Origin of the sequence: Pseudodonghicola xiamenensis DSM 18339 (assembly GCF_000429365.1) — a bacterium.
Classification (GTDB): Bacteria; Pseudomonadota; Alphaproteobacteria; order Rhodobacterales; family Rhodobacteraceae; genus Pseudodonghicola; species Pseudodonghicola xiamenensis.
This window is the reverse complement of sequence record NZ_AUBS01000004.1, coordinates 67,630-83,689: the sequence shown is the minus strand read 5'-3', so window position 1 is coordinate 83,689 and position 16,060 is coordinate 67,630. Positions and strand designations below refer to the sequence as shown.

The window sequence follows — 16,060 nt, the reverse complement described above, 5'->3', positions numbered from 1 at the left end:
CGCGCGGCCCTAGATTAATGGTGAAGGAGAAACCCATGTTTGGCATTCCCGGCAAACAAGCCGTCACCATGACACCGCGCGCGGCAGCCCAAATCGCGAAGCTGATGGACAAGGGCGGTCATGCCGGCCTGCGCATCGGCGTGAAGAAAGGCGGCTGCGCTGGCATGGAATATACCATGGACTACGTCGACGAGACCGCCGCCCATGACGAGGTGGTCGAACAGGACGGGGCCCGGGTGCTGATCGCACCGATGGCGCAGATGTTCCTTTTCGGGACAGAAATCGACTATGAGGTGAGCCTGCTGGAGTCAGGCTTCAAGTTCAACAACCCCAATGTGGCCGAGGCCTGTGGCTGCGGCGAGTCGATCAAGTTCAAGGACACCCCGGAAAGCGAGGCGCCGGTCGCGGGCGACAGCATTCCCCGGCTCTGAGGGCGCAACAGCCTCACCGCCTGCTTGTCCCTAAGGCTTCCCCACGGATTTAGCGTTTCCGCAGGCCCATTGGGCCTGCGCCCGGTTGCCTTTTGGCAATCCGCGCTCATCGCTCCTGCCTCTTTCGCCCCTCCGACCGGACCGTTTCGCCGGGCTCCCGCCTTTTCAGCACCGGCACCGCCGAATCGGCAATCATCGTCCCAGCCGGCGCTTCGCTCCGCTTGCGCAATTGTCTCGTCCTCCGGGCGATGTTACGAAACATTCGAACGCAATCAACAAAGACAAGAAGAGGTCGGGCATGCGGCAGAAACTGGCGGCGGGAAATTGGAAGATGAACGGCACCGGGGCTGCCTTGAGCGAAATCAGCACGCTGGCCGCACTCACCCCTGCGCCGAAATCCGAGATTCTGATCTGCCCGCCGAGCCCGCTGATTCACCGCGCGGCGGACATCTCAGCGGCCAGCGCGATCCAGATCGGCGGCCAGGATTGCCACGCGGCCCATGCCGGGGCCCATACCGGCGACGTCAGCGCCGAAATGCTGCTCGACGCAGGGGCGCGCTATGTGATTCTGGGCCATTCCGAACGCCGCACCGATTACGGCGAAACCGATGCGGTGGTGAGGGACAAGACCGAGGCCGCCATCGATGCAGGGCTGACCGCCATCGTCTGCGTTGGCGAAACCCTCGACCAGCGCGAAGGCGGGGCGACACTCGACATCATCGCCGGCCAGCTTGCCGGCTCGGTGCCCGCCGGAGTGACCGGTGAGACGCTGGTGATCGCCTACGAACCAGTGTGGGCGATTGGCACCGGCCTTGTACCCAGCTTGGGACAGATCGGGGAAGTGCATGATTTCATGCGTGAAAAACTTGAAGCCCGGTTCGGTGCCGAGATCGGGGATGCGATCCGGCTGCTCTATGGCGGATCGGTCAAGGGCAGCAATGCCGCCAATATCTTCGCCGTTTCCAACGTGGACGGTGCGCTGGTCGGCGGCGCCAGCCTGAAGGCAGCGGATTTCGCTCCGATCATCCAGGCGCTCGACGCGGCATGACACGGCCGTTTTCCGGCCCGGAAGACAGTCCGAAATCCGACACGGATTTCGGACAGAGACAATCGTGAACCGATCGCATCGCGGTTGCGGTCGGTGTCGTTTCCCGCTGCGGAAGCAGCCTTTCCGCCCGCCCCGCGGCACAGCAGACTTAAAGAAGAAATTTGCGCATCTTTTGGTGCAAACCCGGTTTGACATGCGAAATCCCCGCATTAACCTAATGAAAGCGAGGAAATCTGACGCATATGCTGGATGAGACAGACACCCGACTTCTGGCCGCGCTGCAAAAGAATGCGCATCTGACCGCACAGGAACTGGGTGAGCTGTTGAGCCTCTCGCCCAGCCAGGCCGGTCGTCGTCGCCAGCGCCTGGAGGCCGAAGGCTATATCACCAGCTATGCCGCCCGGCTCGATCCGGTCAAGCTGGGTCTGCAGGTCCAGGGCTTCATCCAGGTTCATCTCGAAACCCATGGCCCCGAGCAGGCGAAGGGATTTGCCCGGCTGGTGCGGTCGCGCCCGGAAATCATCAGCGCCTGGACCATGACCGGCGAGGCCGATTACCTGCTGCGGGTCTATTGTGCCGATCTGCCGGCGCTGAACCGCCTGCTGCACGATGTCATCCTGCCCCATCCCACCGTTGCCCGGGTCCAGAGCCAGATCGTCATGGACCAGCTCAAGCCCGATGCGCCATTGCCCACCTGACCCCGGAAAGGAACGGTCATCTTGGAAGGATTTCTCTACCAGGCCACGATTTACCTCGGCGCCGCGGTGATCGCCGTGCCCTTTGCTGCGCGCATGGGGCTGGGGTCGGTTCTGGGCTATCTGGCGGCCGGGATCGTCATCGGTCCGGTGCTGGGGCTCGTCGGCTCGGAAACCCAGGACCTGCAGCATTTCGCCGAATTCGGCGTGGTGATGATGCTGTTCCTGATCGGGCTCGAACTGGAACCGAAAGCGCTGTGGAACATGCGCGACCGGCTGATCGGTCTGGGCGGTCTACAGGTCATGGTGACCACGCTGGTGATCATGCTGACCGCGATCATCGCCGGCGAGACCTGGGAGGTCGGACTGGCCGTCGGCATGGCGTTCTCGCTGTCCTCCACCGCGATCGTGCTGCAGACCCTGTCGGAAAAGGGGCTGATGCAGACCGGCGGCGGCCGGTCGGTGTTTTCGGTGCTGCTGACCCAGGATATCGCGGTGATCCCGATCCTCGCCTTCCTGCCCTTGCTGGCGGTCGCCCCGCCCGGCGTGCTGCTGGGGCACGACGGCTCGATTCAACGCGTCGCGGAAGAGACCGCCGGCCATGGTGCCGGGCTGTCGCTGGTCGAAGGGCTGCCGGGCTGGGCGGTGACCCTGGTCACCATCGGCGCGGTCGGCGCAGTGATCCTGGCCGGCATGTATCTGATCCGCCCCCTGTTTCGCTATATCCACGCCGCCCATCTGCGCGAGATGTATACCGCGCTGGCGCTGGTGATCGTCGTCGGAATTTCCTTCCTGATGACATTGGTCGGACTGTCGCCGGCGCTCGGCGCCTTTCTGGCCGGCGTTCTCCTGGCCAACAGCGAATTTCGCCACGAACTGGAGAGCGACCTTGAACCCTTCAAGGGGCTGCTTCTGGGGTTGTTCTTCATCACCGTCGGCGCCGGTATCAACTACAAGGCCTTCCTGGCCGAACCGCTCGACCTGCTGGGGCTGGCCCTGCTGACCATCCTGGTCAAGGGCGTGGTGCTCTATTTCGTCGGTCGGGCCTTCGGCCTCAGGGGGCGCGATCAGTGGCTGTTCACCCTGGGGCTGGCGCAGGCGGGGGAATTCGCCTTCGTCCTGCTGGCCTTCTCCACCCAGCTGAACGTGGTGCCGCAGGTTCTGTCGGAAAAACTGTTGCTGGTGGTGGCGCTGACCATGCTGATCACACCGCTCCTGTTCATCCTTCATGGCGTCCTGTCGAAGCGGATGAAAGAGGCGAACCCCGCCCAACAGGCCGATGAGATCGACGATCAGGGCCCGGTGATCATCGCCGGCATCGGCCGTTTCGGCCAGATCGTCAACCGTCTGGTGCGCGCCAGCGGCTTCAAGACCATCGTGCTCGATCACGACATGGAAACGATCCAGCTGATGCGGCGGTTCGGCGTGAAGGGATTTCTGGGCGATCCGACCCGGCCCGAGTTGCTGAAGGCCGCGGGGCTCGGCAAGGCGCGAGTGCTGGTGGTGGCGCTGGACGATCCGGCAAGCGCCACCAAGCTGGTGACCTATGCCCGGCGCGAACGGCCCGATCTGCACATCATCGTGCGCGCCCGCGATCGCAACCATGTGTTCGACCTCTATCAGGCCGGCGCCAATGATATCGTGCGTGAGATGTTCGACAGCTCGCTACGCGCCGGACGCTATGTTCTGGAGAATGTCGGGCTCAGCGAATACGAGGCGGCGCAGGCCGAACAGACCTTCTATGCGCATGACCGCTATAGCGTGCGAGAGCTGGCCAAGCTCTGGCAACCCGGGATACCGGCAAGCCAGAACGCCGCCTATATTCAGCGTACCAAGGAGCTGGAGAAAGAGCTGGAATCGGCGCTTCTTGCCCTGAGCGAGGAGGAAAAGGCGCGCAAGTCCGCCTGACCCCCACGCCGCTCGGCTGGGCCCAATATCGGCGCAGGAGAGGGCTGCGGAACCGGGCCGATCCGCGCTTGCCCCCGGGGCGAGAACAGGGGCGCTGCCCCTCTGCGCCTGCGGCGCATTCACCCCGGGATATTTGAGCCAGATCGAAGGCCCATGACCGGCCAGGCCCCGACGCGTCAGCCACCGGAGACGCCGGCTTCGGCGAAGGTCGCCATGCCGGAAAGGCAGGCAACCGCCCCCTTGAGCAGCGGAATTGCCAGGGCGGCGCCCGTCCCCTCGCCGAGCCGCAGGCCAAGCGTCAGGAGCGGCTCCTTGCCGAGCCGCGCCAGAAGGCCTGCGTGGCCCGGCTCCGCGCCGCAGTGGCCCGCGACGGCATGATCCAGTGCGCCGGGTTGGGTCGAGGCCAGACAGGCGCCCGCGGCGCAGCAGATGAAACCGTCGAGGATCACCGGGATGCGAAGCTGCCGCGCCGCCGCCATCGCCCCGGCCATCGCGGCGATCTCGCGGCCGCCGAGGCGGGCCAGCGCATCGAGCCCGTCGGTGATCGTCGGCGCATGCAGCGCCACGGCGCGGGCGACCACCTCGGTCTTATTGGCCAGACCGGCATCGTCCAGCCCGGTGCCGCGCCCGGTCCAATCGCCGGCATCGCCACCGTAAAGCGCCAGCGACAACGCTGCGGCGGCAGTGGTATTGCCAATCCCCATTTCGCCGACCACCAGAAGATCGGCCTGCGGGTCGACCGCCTGCCAGCCGGCGCGCAGCGCGGCCACGGTTTCGGCCTCGGTCATCGCCGGGCCCTGGGTGAAATCTGCGGTGGGGCGATCAAGGTCGAGTTCGATGATCTGCATCTGCGCACCGGCGGCCCCGGCAAGCTGGTTGATGGCGGCGCCGCCGACCCGGAAATTGGCGACCATCTGCACCGTCACCTCGGACGGGAAGGCCGAGATGCCCTGCGCCACCACCCCGTGGTTGCCGGCGAAGACGATGGATTGCGGCGCCGCGATGCTTGGCCTCGGATCGGCGCGCCAGCCGGCATACCAGATCGCCAGCTCCTCGAGCCGCCCCAACGCGCCGGGCGGCTTGGTCAACTGGCCATTGCGCGCCCTGGCCTGGGCCAGCGCGGCAGTGTCGGGTCCGGGGGCTCCGGCCAGGAGGGCACGGAACTGATCGAGCGTCTGAAAATCGGGAAGCATGGGCCAGTCTCATTGCATCGGGTCTGGCCAAGGTGTTTAACCCGATGACCCCCTGCGGCAACCCCGGAAAGGGCCGGATGATGCGAAAAACCGATTGGATCAGGCAGGTCGTGCTGGATGGCGTCGTGGCTCTGGTGCTGCTGACGCGGCTGCCGCTGCCCCGACTTCCGTCATCGGCCTTTGCCCGTCAGGCGCAGGCCGCCTGGGCGTTTCCGCTGGCCGGGCTGGCGGTGGGGCTGCCGGCCTGCGTGCTGGGGGCGGCAGCGCTGGCGCTGGGGGTGCCCACCACGGTGGCGGCCGGGCTGATCTTGGCGGTGCAGGTAATGCTGACCGGCGCGATGCATGAGGATGGGCTGGCCGACACCGCTGACGGGCTTTGGGGCGGGCTGACGGCGGAGCGGCGGCTGGAGATCATGAAGGACAGCCGCATCGGCAGCTATGGGGTGCTGGCGCTGATCCTTGCCACCGGGCTGCGCTGGAGCGCGCTGGCCGCGCTGGTCGCGCAAGAGGGCTGGTGGGGAGCGGTCATCGGGGCTGCGATCCTGTCGCGGGCTGGAATGGCCGGGCTGATGGCCACCCTGCCCCCGGCGCGTGCCGGCGGGTTGTCGCGATCAGTCGGGCGCCCTCCGGCGGCGGTGGCTGCCTGCGGCATCGGTCTGGCACTGGCCCTCGGGCTGCTGAGCGCCGGGGGCGCGGCAATGATCGCCGCGCTCTGCGCCGGGGCCATGGTCTGGGGCCTGGCCATGCTGGCACGGGCCAAGATCGGCGGCCAGACCGGCGACATTCTGGGCGCCAGCCAGCAATTGGCCGAAATCGCCGCGCTTGCGGCCTTTCTGGTGCTGAGCCCCGGTTAATCCGCCCCTTCGGTCGGGATGTTCAGCAGACGGCCGCAATGCTTGCAATGCACCGCGTCCGGGTCGTGCCGCAGCAGGCCGCAATCGGGACAGGTGAAGCGTACCTTCTGCGGTTGAAACAGGGCGCGGGCCAGATTGACGAAAAGCGCCACGCCGAAAACCATCACGAAGATCGAGAAAAGCTTGCCGGCGGGCGTCACCAGGGTGATGTCGCCGAAGCCCGTGGTGGTCAGCGTCGCCACGGTGAAATAGAGCGCGTCGATGTAGGCGCTGAACCCGGGTCTGTGATCGAAGAACATCACATAAGCGGCCGAGGCGGTGGTGAAGAGGAAGACCACCAGATTGATCGCCGCGATCACCGCATCCTCGCGCCGGCGGAAGAATTCGCTGTCGCGGCGCAGATCGCCCAGCAGGTGATAGGAGTGGATCAGCCGCAACCCCCGCAGGATACGCAGGAATGCCAGGCTGTGAGACAGGAAGGGATCGAGGATCAATACCGCGATCACCACGATATCGGCCAGCGTGTAAAGCTGCCGCAGCAGGTGCCAGCGATCGCGCGCAAGCCAGAACCGCGCGGCGAAATCCAGCAGGATCACCGCGCCAAAGACCGAGTTGACCAGATGCACCGCCAGCGTTTCCGAGAAGGGGGCGGTCACGATGAAATAGAGGATGCTCACTGCGTCAAACAGGATCAGCGCATAGCGGAACCGGACCGACAAGCGGGTATCGCTGGTATAGAGCTGATCGAGGCGCAATTTGAAACTGTCGGTCATGGCGTGGCTGCGGGCTGTCGGAAGGTGTCATCGGCTGAGGCAAGCTAACTGCAAAGCCCGTCGTGCAGGCAAGCGGAAGCTTGCAAAGCCAGCACCATCAGAGCAGCGGCCATGAAAAACCGCGCCCTTCGGGATGAAGAGCGCAGTTGAAATTTGCCGGATAGGTGCCTCAGGCAGCGCGCGACATCAGCACGTCATCGACCTGCTTGGCGGCCAGCACCTCATCCCCGCCGGAGACGGCGGCGACTTCGCGGGTCAGACGTTCGAGCGCAGCTTCATAGAGCTGACGTTCGGAATAACTCTGCTCCCGCTGATCGTCGGTGCGGTGCAGGTCGCGGACCACCTCGGCGATGGAAATCAGATCGCCCGAGTTGATCTTCTGTTCATATTCCTGGGCGCGACGCGACCACATGGCGCGCTTGACCTTGGCCTTGCCCTTCAGCGTCTTCATCGCCTGGTCGATCACGTCCGGCGTGCTGAGCGAGCGCATCCCCACCTCGGTCGCCTTGTTGGTCGGCACCCGCAGGGTCATCTTGTCCTTTTCGAAAGAAATCACGAACAGCTCCAGCTTGATGCCGGCAACCTCCTGCTCCTCGATCGACATGATCTGGCCGACACCATGGGCCGGGTAAACCACATACTCATTCGGGCGGAATTCGAGTTTCTTGGACTTGGTCATTCAGGCTTTCCTTGTTTTCGCCGGGATCTCAGGCGACAAAAACACAGCGGCGGGCCAAACTGTCTGCCCCGTCAAGCTGCGTTTTCCGATAAATTACACTTACCCCAATGTTACCTCACAGGGGGATCCGGGCGTTCATACCATCTGAAGAGACTATATAGCACAAAAATGCCCCTTCTGAAAGGGGCACCCGAAGACCTCCAGAAAAACCACTGGAGTTTCAATGCGCTAGAATATTTCACTCATGTGAAATTCAGCGTCTGGACGTCGAATCAGTCAGCCGCCCTCGCCCGGCGCCTCAGAAAAGTACTTCTCGCGCTTGCCGGTCTCGCCGTCGCGCTCTTCCGCCTCGGGAAGCTGATCCTTCTTGGAGATGATCACCGGCCAGAGCTCGGAATACTTCCGGTTGAACTCCACCCAATCGTCCATATCCGGCTCGGTATCCGGGCGGATCGCATCCGCGGGGCATTCCGGTTCGCAAACACCGCAGTCGATACATTCGTCGGGGTGGATGACCAGCATATTCTCGCCCTCGTAGAAACAATCCACGGGGCAGACCTCAACACAATCGGTGTATTTGCAGGCAATGCAGTTGTCGGTCACAACATAGGTCATGGGCAGGCTTCCGTCTGAGCGTTCGGGCTCTTAGCTAAATCAGAGCCGGCGCCACTTCAAGGCGTCAATCGTCCACGGGGTGTCGGGAAAGATCAAGCGCCCGCCGATCGCGCTTGGACGGGCGCCCTTTTCCCTCATAGGCAGGATTGGGCGGGCTTTCCTCCCGGGTTTCCTGCAATTCGGTGTAAAGCGTCCGCGCCTCGGTCGCCGGCCCCCGCCTGAGGCCAAGCGCCTCGACCCGGATCACCCGCACCACGCGCGGCTGAACCAGGGTGAGGACATCGCCCGGAGCCACCGCATGGGACGGCTTCTCGGCCCGGGCGCCATTGACCCGGACATGCCCTGCGGTGACAAGTGCAGCGGCCACGCTGCGGGTCTTGCAGAACCGCGCGTGGACCAGCCATTTGTCCAGCCGCAGCTTGGCGGCGACTGGACCGTTTTCGTCCGGCACCGGCGTCACTTGCCGGTTTTCAGCCCCATCAGCGCAGCGGCGAAGGGGTTATCGGGGTCGATCGGCTTGTCCTTCTTCGGCGAATGGGCGCTGAAGCTTTTCCCGCCCTGACCACCGCGCTCGCCGCGCGGCTTGCCGCCCTGCGGTTTCTTGCCACGCGGTTTGTCGCCCCGGCCCTTGCCTGCGGGTTTGCCGCCGGCGGCTGACGGTTTGCCACGGCCCTGCCCCCCTTGGCGCGGACGCGGAGTGCGGGCCCAGGTGAAGCTGTAATACACCTCCATCTCGGGCTCTCCCTCCGCATCGGCGGCGACCGGAGCGGCATCTTCCGCCGCGGGCTCAGCCACCGGTGCCTCGGCAACAGGTTCGATTACCGGCTCCGCAGCTTCGGAAATTTCAGCCACTTCGGTGGCTGGAGCGGCATCTGCCGGCGATTCGGCGGCTTCTGCCTCCACGACCGGCTCCACCGTCTCGGCGACATCGGTTGCCTCAGACGCCTCGGGGGCAGCTTCGGCAGCGGTTTCGACCGGGGCGGCTTCGGCAGCAGGCGCCGGCTCTGCCGCCGCCTTCACCTTGACCCGCTCGCCCTTCTCGGCGCGATAGCCCAGCCCCTCCATCAAGGTGGCGAATTGTTCCAGCGTCATGCCGGTGATCGACAGCATGTCCGGCGTTGCCTCGAAGCCGGCGCGGCTGTCCTGACCGCGCAGCAGATCGGCCAGCCGTTCCAGCATGTCGATCCGAATCGCCCGCTCGCCGGCGTTGCGATAACCGCACATGGTGTCATAGCCTTCCGGCACATCGGTGGCGACCGGCACGGTCACCAGCCCCGGCGGCGGCGCCGTGGGGAAATCATCAAGCCCCTTCGCCAACGACCACAGCAGCAGCCGCAACCGCGTCGGCGCCGGCTTCAGCAGCAGCGGCATGAAGATGGTGAACTGACCGAAGCGAATGCCATGCTTGCGCAGGGCGCCTCGGGCCTCCTGATCCAGCGCCTTGACGTCCTGCGCCACCTGCGCGCGCGGCAGGATCCCCAGCGCCTCGACCGTCTGGAAGGCAAAGCCTCGGGCCAGACCGGTCAATGTCTCATCGCGCTGAAGGTTCAACAGCGGTTCGAACAGCGCCGCGATCTTGCGGTCGATGAAATGCTGCAGACGTCGTTCAACCTTCTGCGCCACATCGGGGCCGGCGACCTCGTCGACGAAGACCTCGATCCGGGGTTTCAGCGGATCGGCGCCGGCGACCAGCTTGCCAACCGCATGTTCACCCCACATCAGACCACCCTGATCGGTGAAATCAATCTCGGTATCCGGTGCGTTATAAAAGCGGTCCGCGCGCAGATGGAACTGCGGCGCCAATGCCTGCAGCGCCACGGTTTTCACCGCCTTGGCCTCAGCCCCTGCGGCAGCAGCCTTGTCCGGAGAGAACCGGAACCCTTCCAGCCGACCGACGAATTCGCCTTCGACGGTCACTTCACCCTTGTCGTTCACTTCGGCCAAAAGGGCCTCCTTCTGCTTGAGCCGCCGTAACAACACGCTGGTACGCCGGTCCACAAATCTCTGCGTCAAACGTTCGTGCAACGCGTCGGACACCCTGTCTTCTACAGCGCGCGTTTCCTCCCGCCAATGGGTTTCGTCACGCAGCCACCCGTTGCGTTGAGCCACATAGGTCCAAGTGCGAATATACGCCAATCTTTTACTTAATGTGTCGATATCGCCATCAGTGCGGTCAATTCGCTTGATCTGGCGCGCGATGAAGTCATCCGGAATCGCACCGCGTTCATGCAGATGATTAAAAATCACCTCAAGAAGGCCGGCATGCTCGGCATGGCTGATCCCGCGGAAATCCGGAATCCGACAGATATCCCACAACAGCCGAATGCTGCGCCCGTCACTGGCCCGTGCCCGGATTTCAGGGACTTGCGCCAAGGTCTTCAACACGCTCAGGTCGTCAGCCTCGCGGGCGCGGACCAGATGTTCGTCCTTCGGACTCTGTTCCAGCGCCTGGATCAGCCGGTCGATCGAACCGAACTCCAGCGCCGCATTGCGCCAGTTGAGCTTTTTCAGCGGCGTGAAGCGGTGTTCCATGATCGCTTGGGCGACATCCTCGTCCAGCGGCCGCGCGTCCCCCGTCACCCCGAAGGTGCCGTTCGACATCCCCCGCCCGGCCCGCCCGGCGATCTGTGCCAGCTCATTCGGTTGCAAGGGCCGCATCCGCCGGCCGTCGAACTTAGAAAGCGACGAGAACGCAACGTGGTCAATATCGAGGTTCAAGCCCATGCCGATGGCATCGGTTGCGACCAGATAATCGACCTCGCCATTCTGATAAAGCGCCACCTGAGCGTTGCGTGTGCGCGGCGACAGCGCCCCCATCACCACGGCCGCCCCGCCCTTCTGGCGCCGGATCAGCTCGGCGATGGCATAGACATTCTCGACCGAGAACCCGACGATCGCGCTGCGTGGCGGCATCCGGCTTATCTTTTTCGAACCCGTATAGACCAGTTGACTCATCCGCTCACGGCGCATGAACTGCACCCCGGGCACCAGCGCCGCGATCGGCCCCCGCATAGTGTCCGAGCCCAGAAACAACGTCTCGTGCTGCCCGCGCGCCCGCAGCAGCCGGTCGGTAAAGACATGACCGCGCTCGGGATCGGCACAAAGCTGGATTTCATCGACCGCGACGAAATCGACGCCCATGCCCTCTGGCATCGCCTCCACCGTGCAGACCCAATACTGGCTGCGCGGCGGCACGATCCGTTCCTCGCCGGTGACGAGCGCCACCACCGAGGGCCCGCGCGCCGCGACGATGCGGTCATAGACCTCGCGTGCCAAAAGACGCAGCGGCAGGCCGATCACCCCGGTGCGGTGCCCCAACATGCGTTCGATGGCGTAATGCGTCTTGCCGGTATTGGTCGGGCCGAGAACGGCCACGATGCGGGATGCACTGCTCACTTGGAATTCCCTTGCCTGCGCGCGCCACAACGGCGGTCAGAGCGCCTTGCCCTCGACCTCCGGCTTCAGCCGGTCCATCGCCTTGATGGTCTCTTCGTGATGGGGATTCAAGGCCAGCGCACGCCCATAGGCCTCGAAGGCCAGCTTTGGATTGCCGAAAGCCTCCAGCAAGGTGCCCAATCCGAAGATCGCGTCGTAATTATTCGGATTGATCGTCAGCGCCCGCTCCAGATCCGACAGCGCCGGCCCGTAAAGCCCAGCCGTGTAATAAGCGGTTGCACGCAGAAACCAGCCTTCGGCGAACTCGGGCGCATGATCGGTCAGCGCGGTGAGATGTTCGATCGCCGCGGCGGTGTCGCCCCGCTCCAGCGCATCGCGTCCACGCGTCAGCAGAAAATCCATCGCCGGCGATCCGCTGCGATTCCAGATCGCCTGCAATTGCCGGTCCAGCTGCGGCGCCTCTGCGGCGCTGGCCTCCGCCAATCTGGCCAACAGCGCCTTTTCGTCGGTCGAATCCGCCGTCTGCGCGGTCGCAGGCGCGCAAATCGCCGTGAAGATCACGGTTGCCGTCACGATACCTTTGAGATTGCGGTGTTTCATGGCCATAACAGGCCTTAATGTAACGTCGCGCGCGCCGAATACCAGAGGCCGCCCAAGACAGAGACGGGAGAGACATCAGATGAGCGACTTTCTGGAAACGGCCGTTGCCGAACTGAACGAAAAACTGGCGAGCGGCTTCGATGGCTCGGCCAAACTCACGATCACCGACCTGGGTGCGATCATGCTGGACGCCTCCGGCGCCCGCATCGCCGACGAAGAGGCCGACGTCACCCTCTCCGCCGATTCGGAGACCCTGCAGGCCATCGTCACCGGCGAGCTGAACCCGACCTCGGCCTTCATGACCGGCAAGCTCAGCATCGACGGCGACATGGGCCTGGCGATGAAACTGGCCTCGGCCCTGGCCTGATGGAGCTGTCGCCGGCCCCGCTCTTCACCGATGTGGCCGGCGCCCCCGCGGGCGGTGCGGCGCATTGGCTGGCCACCGAAGACGGTCTGCGCCTGCGCATCGCCCACTGGTCCCCGACAGGTACAGCCAAGGGCACCGTGCTGCTGTTTCCAGGCCGCACCGAATATATCGAAAAATACGGCCCCGCCGCTGGCGATCTGACGGCACGCGGCTTTGCCACCCTGGTGGTCGACTGGCGCGGTCAGGGGCTGGCCGACCGTCTGCTACCCGATCCGCGCCCGGGCCATGTCGTCAACTTTCCCGATTACCAGCGCGATGTCGCCGCCGTGGTGCAGGCCGCCTCCGCGCTCGATCTGCCGAAACCCTGGTTCCTGATCGCCCATTCGATGGGCGGCTGCATCGGGCTGCGCGCCCTGATCGAGGGGCTGCCGGTCGCCGCCGCCGCCTTCAGCGGGCCGATGTGGGCGATCTCCCTCTCCATGGCGCAGCGCACCTTCGCCCATGGGGTCACCGCGCTCAGCACCTTTTTCGGCCTGTCCCACCGTCTCAGCCCCGGCACCAAGGGCGCGAATTACGTCCAGGTCCAGCCCTTCGAGGGCAATGGGCTGACCAATGATCCAGAAATGTACCGCTTCCTTCAGAACCAGCTTGCCGCCCATCCCGAACTCGGCATCGGCGGCCCCAGCCTGCAATGGCTGCGCGAGGCGCTGCGCGAAACCGCCCGGCTCGCCCACCAGCCCTCACCCGACCTGCCCTGCCTCACCTTCTTAGGCACCGCCGACGCCATCGTCTCACGCACCGCGATCGAGACGCGCATGGAGCATTGGCCGAAGGGGGAACTCGATCTGGTCGAGGCCGGCCGCCACGAGGTATTGATGGAAGACGCCGCCACCCGTGCCCGCACCTTCGACCGCATTGCAGCGCTGTTCGACGCCGCAAGCTGAACCGCACAGGCCCCGGAGGCGCCCGCCCCCGCCGAACGGTCCACCGGACCGTTTTCCGGGCGCCTCCCAGGGGCTCCGCCCGTTTTCCGGGCGCCGCTCACCCCCCTTTTTCTGGCTAAAAATATCCCGGGGTGAATGCGCCGCAAGGCGCAGAGGGGCAGCGCCCCAGCCATCCTTGCCCAACCCCGTAGCTTCTCCACCTTCGGATCCCCCATGGCGCTCCCCAAACCTGAAGCCAAGACCAGGCCCCGGCCTTGAACCTGCCGCCCCGCGCCCCTAATCCTTTGTATGAACAGACACAGAGGTTCCCGATGACACCCTTCGCCGCCCTGCCCTTCGCGCCGCGCCCCGCTTTCGACAAGACCGACACCGCCGCCGCGCCGCTGGGCAATCTGCCCGACTGGGACCTGAGCGACCTCTATGCCAGCCAGGACGCGCCCGAGCTGAAACGCGATCTCGACTGGCTGGAACAGGCCTGCGCCAGCTTCGCCGAAGATTACGAAGGTAAACTCGATACGCTTGACGCCGACGGGCTGCTCACCTGCGTGCTGCGCGACGAGAAGATCAGCCAGATCGCCGGGCGCATCATGTCCTATGCCGGGCTGCGCTATTACCAGCAGACCACCGATGCGAGCCGCGCCAAGTTCCTCTCCGATTGTCAGGAGAAGATCACCAATTTCACCACGCCGCTGGTCTTCTTCAGCTTGGAGCTGAACCGGATCGCCGAGGACAAGCTGCAGACGCTCTTCGCCGCCAATACCGATCTGGCCCGCTACGCCCCGGTGTTCCGCCGCATCCGGGCGATGAAACCCTATCAGCTGTCTGACGAGATGGAGAAATTCCTCCACGACATGGGCGTGGTGGGCGATGCCTGGGAACGTCTGTTCGACGAAACCATCGCCGGGCTGGAATTCGAGGTCGATGGCGAAACGCTCGGTATCGAGGCGACGCTGAACCTGATGACCGAACAGGATCGCGGCCAGCGCGAGGCCGGCGCCCGCGCCCTGGCCGAGGTGTTCGAGAAGAACATCAAGACCTTCGCCCGCGTCCACAACACCCAGGCGAAAGAGAAGGAAATCATCGACCGTTGGCGCGGCATGCCCACCGCCCAGACCGCGCGGCACCTGTCGAACGATGTGGAACCCGAGGTCGTCGAGGCGCTGCGCAGCGCCGTGGTCGCCGCCTATCCCCGCCTCAGCCACCGCTATTACGAGCTGAAACGCAAGTGGCTCGGTCTCGACAAGCTGCAGATCTGGGATCGCAACGCGCCGCTGCCGATGGAGGCGACCCGCCTGGTGCCCTGGGCAGAGGCCGAACAGACCGTGATGGCCGCCTATAACGCCTTCGACCCGCGCATGGGCGACATCGCCGCTCCCTTCTTCGCCAAGGGCTGGATCGACGCCGGCGTGAAGCCCGGCAAGGCGCCCGGCGCCTTTGCCCATCCCACCGTCACCGACGTGCATCCCTATGTGCTGCTGAACTATCTCGGCAAACCGCGCGACGTGATGACCCTGGCGCATGAGCTGGGCCATGGCGTCCACCAGGTTCTGGCCGCTGGCCAAGGTGAAATGCTCAGCCAGACGCCACTGACCCTGGCCGAGACCGCCAGCGTCTTCGGCGAGATGCTGACCTTCCGCAAGATGCTCGACGGTGCCAAGGATCAGGCTGAACGCAAGGTACTGCTGGCCGGCAAGGTCGAGGATATGATCAACACGGTGGTCCGCCAGATCGCCTTTTATGATTTCGAATGCAAGTTGCACGCGGCCCGGCGCGGCGGTGAGCTGACGCCGGACGACATCAACGCGCTATGGATGTCGGTACAGGCGGAATCGCTGGGCGACGCCTTCGAATATATGGACGGATACGAAACCTTCTGGGCCTATATCCCCCACTTCATCCATTCGCCCTTCTACGTCTATGCCTACGCCTTTGGCGACGGGTTGGTGAATGCGCTCTATTCGGTCTACGCCGAGGGCGCGCCGGGCTTCCAGGACAAGTATTTCGACATGCTGAAGGCCGGCGGATCGAAGCACCACAAGGAGCTTCTGGCGCCCTTCGGGCTCGACGCCAGCGACCCGGCGTTCTGGAACAAGGGACTCGACATGATCTCCGGCTTCATCGACGAGCTGGAAGCGATGGAGGAATGAGTCTGATCTCCTCATGGGTGCTGATCCAGGGCTGGGAGGCGTTTCAACGCCTCCAGTCCACCCATCCGGAGGAGTTTCGCCGCCTGCTGCGGCAGCCGCAGCATTTCCTGACGCCGGACGGCACGCGTTTCGCGCCCGTCCGGCTGTTGCGGGAACTGGGCACGGGCCTGGACTTTCCGATTGCCCAGAAGGATCCGGTGCCCTTCAGCCGGCTTGAGCCCGAGCTGCAGGCGCAGGGCTGGAGCATCGAGCGCGAAGGCTCTCCAGGCTTCGACAGGACCTTCGCCGCCTGGGAGGCCTATTGCCTGTCGTTCGGCCCGAAAAATGGGCCAAGAAACTGGAGCGGGACCGATCCGCGCAAGCACCGCACCTTCACGGTTCCGTCCTCCCCCTGACCCCAAGCAAATTGG

16 protein-coding genes are annotated in these 16,060 nt (G+C 64.6%); 9 read left to right on the top strand and 7 right to left on the bottom strand.

Features of this window, described 5'->3' with window-relative positions:
* Positions 1-35 precede the first annotated feature (35 nt).
* The 4 genes from G455_RS23540 to G455_RS0106735 all read left to right on the top strand — a co-directional run bounded on the left by G455_RS23540 (position 36) and on the right by G455_RS0106735 (position 4,082).
* Positions 36-431 carry a HesB/IscA family protein gene (locus G455_RS23540; protein ID WP_051312246.1) on the top strand — a complete coding sequence of 132 codons (396 nt, stop codon included), beginning with the start codon at positions 36-38 and terminating at the stop codon, positions 429-431.
* A 298-nt stretch (positions 432-729) separates the two neighbouring features.
* Positions 730-1,479, top strand: a complete 750-nt coding sequence (tpiA, locus tag G455_RS0106745) for a triose-phosphate isomerase (RefSeq protein ID WP_028092993.1) — start codon at positions 730-732, stop codon at positions 1,477-1,479.
* A gap of 242 nt (positions 1,480-1,721) precedes the next feature.
* Complete coding sequence (locus G455_RS0106740) at positions 1,722-2,177, top strand: Lrp/AsnC family transcriptional regulator (RefSeq protein WP_028092992.1); 456 nt, start codon at positions 1,722-1,724, stop codon at positions 2,175-2,177.
* 21 nt (positions 2,178-2,198) lie between these two features.
* Complete coding sequence (locus G455_RS0106735) at positions 2,199-4,082, top strand: cation:proton antiporter domain-containing protein (protein ID WP_028092991.1); 1,884 nt, start codon at positions 2,199-2,201, stop codon at positions 4,080-4,082.
* A 176-nt stretch (positions 4,083-4,258) separates the two neighbouring features.
* Here G455_RS0106735 and cobT read toward each other — a convergent pair whose 3' ends face one another.
* Positions 4,259-5,275: a nicotinate-nucleotide--dimethylbenzimidazole phosphoribosyltransferase gene (gene cobT / locus G455_RS0106730; RefSeq protein ID WP_028092990.1), complete on the bottom strand. Its 1,017-nt coding sequence runs from the start codon at positions 5,273-5,275 to the stop codon at positions 4,259-4,261.
* Positions 5,276-5,355: 80 nt separating this feature from the next.
* On the opposite strand from cobT, the gene cobS reads away from it, so the two are divergent.
* Positions 5,356-6,129, top strand: coding sequence for an adenosylcobinamide-GDP ribazoletransferase (cobS, locus tag G455_RS0106725; protein ID WP_035366299.1), 774 nt, complete (start codon positions 5,356-5,358; stop codon positions 6,127-6,129).
* On the opposite strand, the gene G455_RS0106720 is transcribed toward cobS, so the two are convergent.
* The 6 genes from G455_RS0106720 to G455_RS0106695 all read right to left on the bottom strand — a co-directional run bounded on the left by G455_RS0106720 (position 6,126) and on the right by G455_RS0106695 (position 12,198).
* Positions 6,126-6,902 carry a potassium channel family protein gene (locus G455_RS0106720; RefSeq protein WP_028092988.1) on the bottom strand — a complete coding sequence of 259 codons (777 nt, stop codon included), beginning with the start codon at positions 6,900-6,902 and terminating at the stop codon, positions 6,126-6,128. The two genes, cobS and G455_RS0106720, sit on opposite strands and share 4 nt — an antisense overlap.
* A 169-nt stretch (positions 6,903-7,071) precedes the next feature.
* Complete coding sequence (locus tag G455_RS0106715) at positions 7,072-7,581, bottom strand: CarD family transcriptional regulator (RefSeq protein WP_028092987.1); 510 nt, start codon at positions 7,579-7,581, stop codon at positions 7,072-7,074.
* Positions 7,582-7,857: 276 nt separating this feature from the next.
* Positions 7,858-8,196, bottom strand: coding sequence for a ferredoxin FdxA (gene fdxA, locus G455_RS0106710; protein ID WP_028092986.1), 339 nt, complete (start codon positions 8,194-8,196; stop codon positions 7,858-7,860).
* Positions 8,197-8,260: 64 nt separating this feature from the next.
* A complete protein-coding gene (locus tag G455_RS0106705; RefSeq protein ID WP_028092985.1) occupies positions 8,261-8,647 on the bottom strand; it encodes an RNA-binding S4 domain-containing protein in 387 nt (128 codons plus the stop codon).
* A gap of 5 nt (positions 8,648-8,652) precedes the next feature.
* Complete coding sequence (locus tag G455_RS0106700; RefSeq protein ID WP_028092984.1) at positions 8,653-11,592, bottom strand: helicase-related protein; 2,940 nt, start codon at positions 11,590-11,592, stop codon at positions 8,653-8,655.
* Positions 11,593-11,628: 36 nt separating this feature from the next.
* Complete coding sequence (locus G455_RS0106695; protein WP_028092983.1) at positions 11,629-12,198, bottom strand: tetratricopeptide repeat protein; 570 nt, start codon at positions 12,196-12,198, stop codon at positions 11,629-11,631.
* A 73-nt stretch (positions 12,199-12,271) separates the two neighbouring features.
* Between G455_RS0106695 and G455_RS0106690 the strand changes: the two genes are divergently transcribed.
* The 4 genes from G455_RS0106690 (at position 12,272) to G455_RS0106675 (ending at position 16,045) form a co-directional block, all read left to right on the top strand.
* A complete protein-coding gene (locus tag G455_RS0106690; protein WP_028092982.1) occupies positions 12,272-12,559 on the top strand; it encodes an SCP2 sterol-binding domain-containing protein in 288 nt (95 codons plus the stop codon).
* On the top strand, positions 12,559-13,503 hold the full coding sequence (locus G455_RS0106685) for an alpha/beta hydrolase (protein ID WP_028092981.1): 945 nt from the start codon (positions 12,559-12,561) through the stop codon (positions 13,501-13,503). The genes G455_RS0106690 and G455_RS0106685 overlap by 1 nt, the downstream gene beginning before the upstream one ends.
* Positions 13,504-13,814: 311 nt before the next feature.
* Positions 13,815-15,650: a M3 family oligoendopeptidase gene (locus tag G455_RS0106680; protein WP_028092980.1), complete on the top strand. Its 1,836-nt coding sequence runs from the start codon at positions 13,815-13,817 to the stop codon at positions 15,648-15,650.
* The gene (locus G455_RS0106675; protein ID WP_028092979.1) at positions 15,647-16,045 is read left to right on the top strand and encodes a hypothetical protein; all 399 of its coding nucleotides are present in this window, start codon (positions 15,647-15,649) and stop codon (positions 16,043-16,045) included. Before G455_RS0106680 ends, G455_RS0106675 begins: the two co-directional genes overlap by 4 nt.
* The last annotated feature ends 15 nt before the right edge of the window (positions 16,046-16,060 follow it).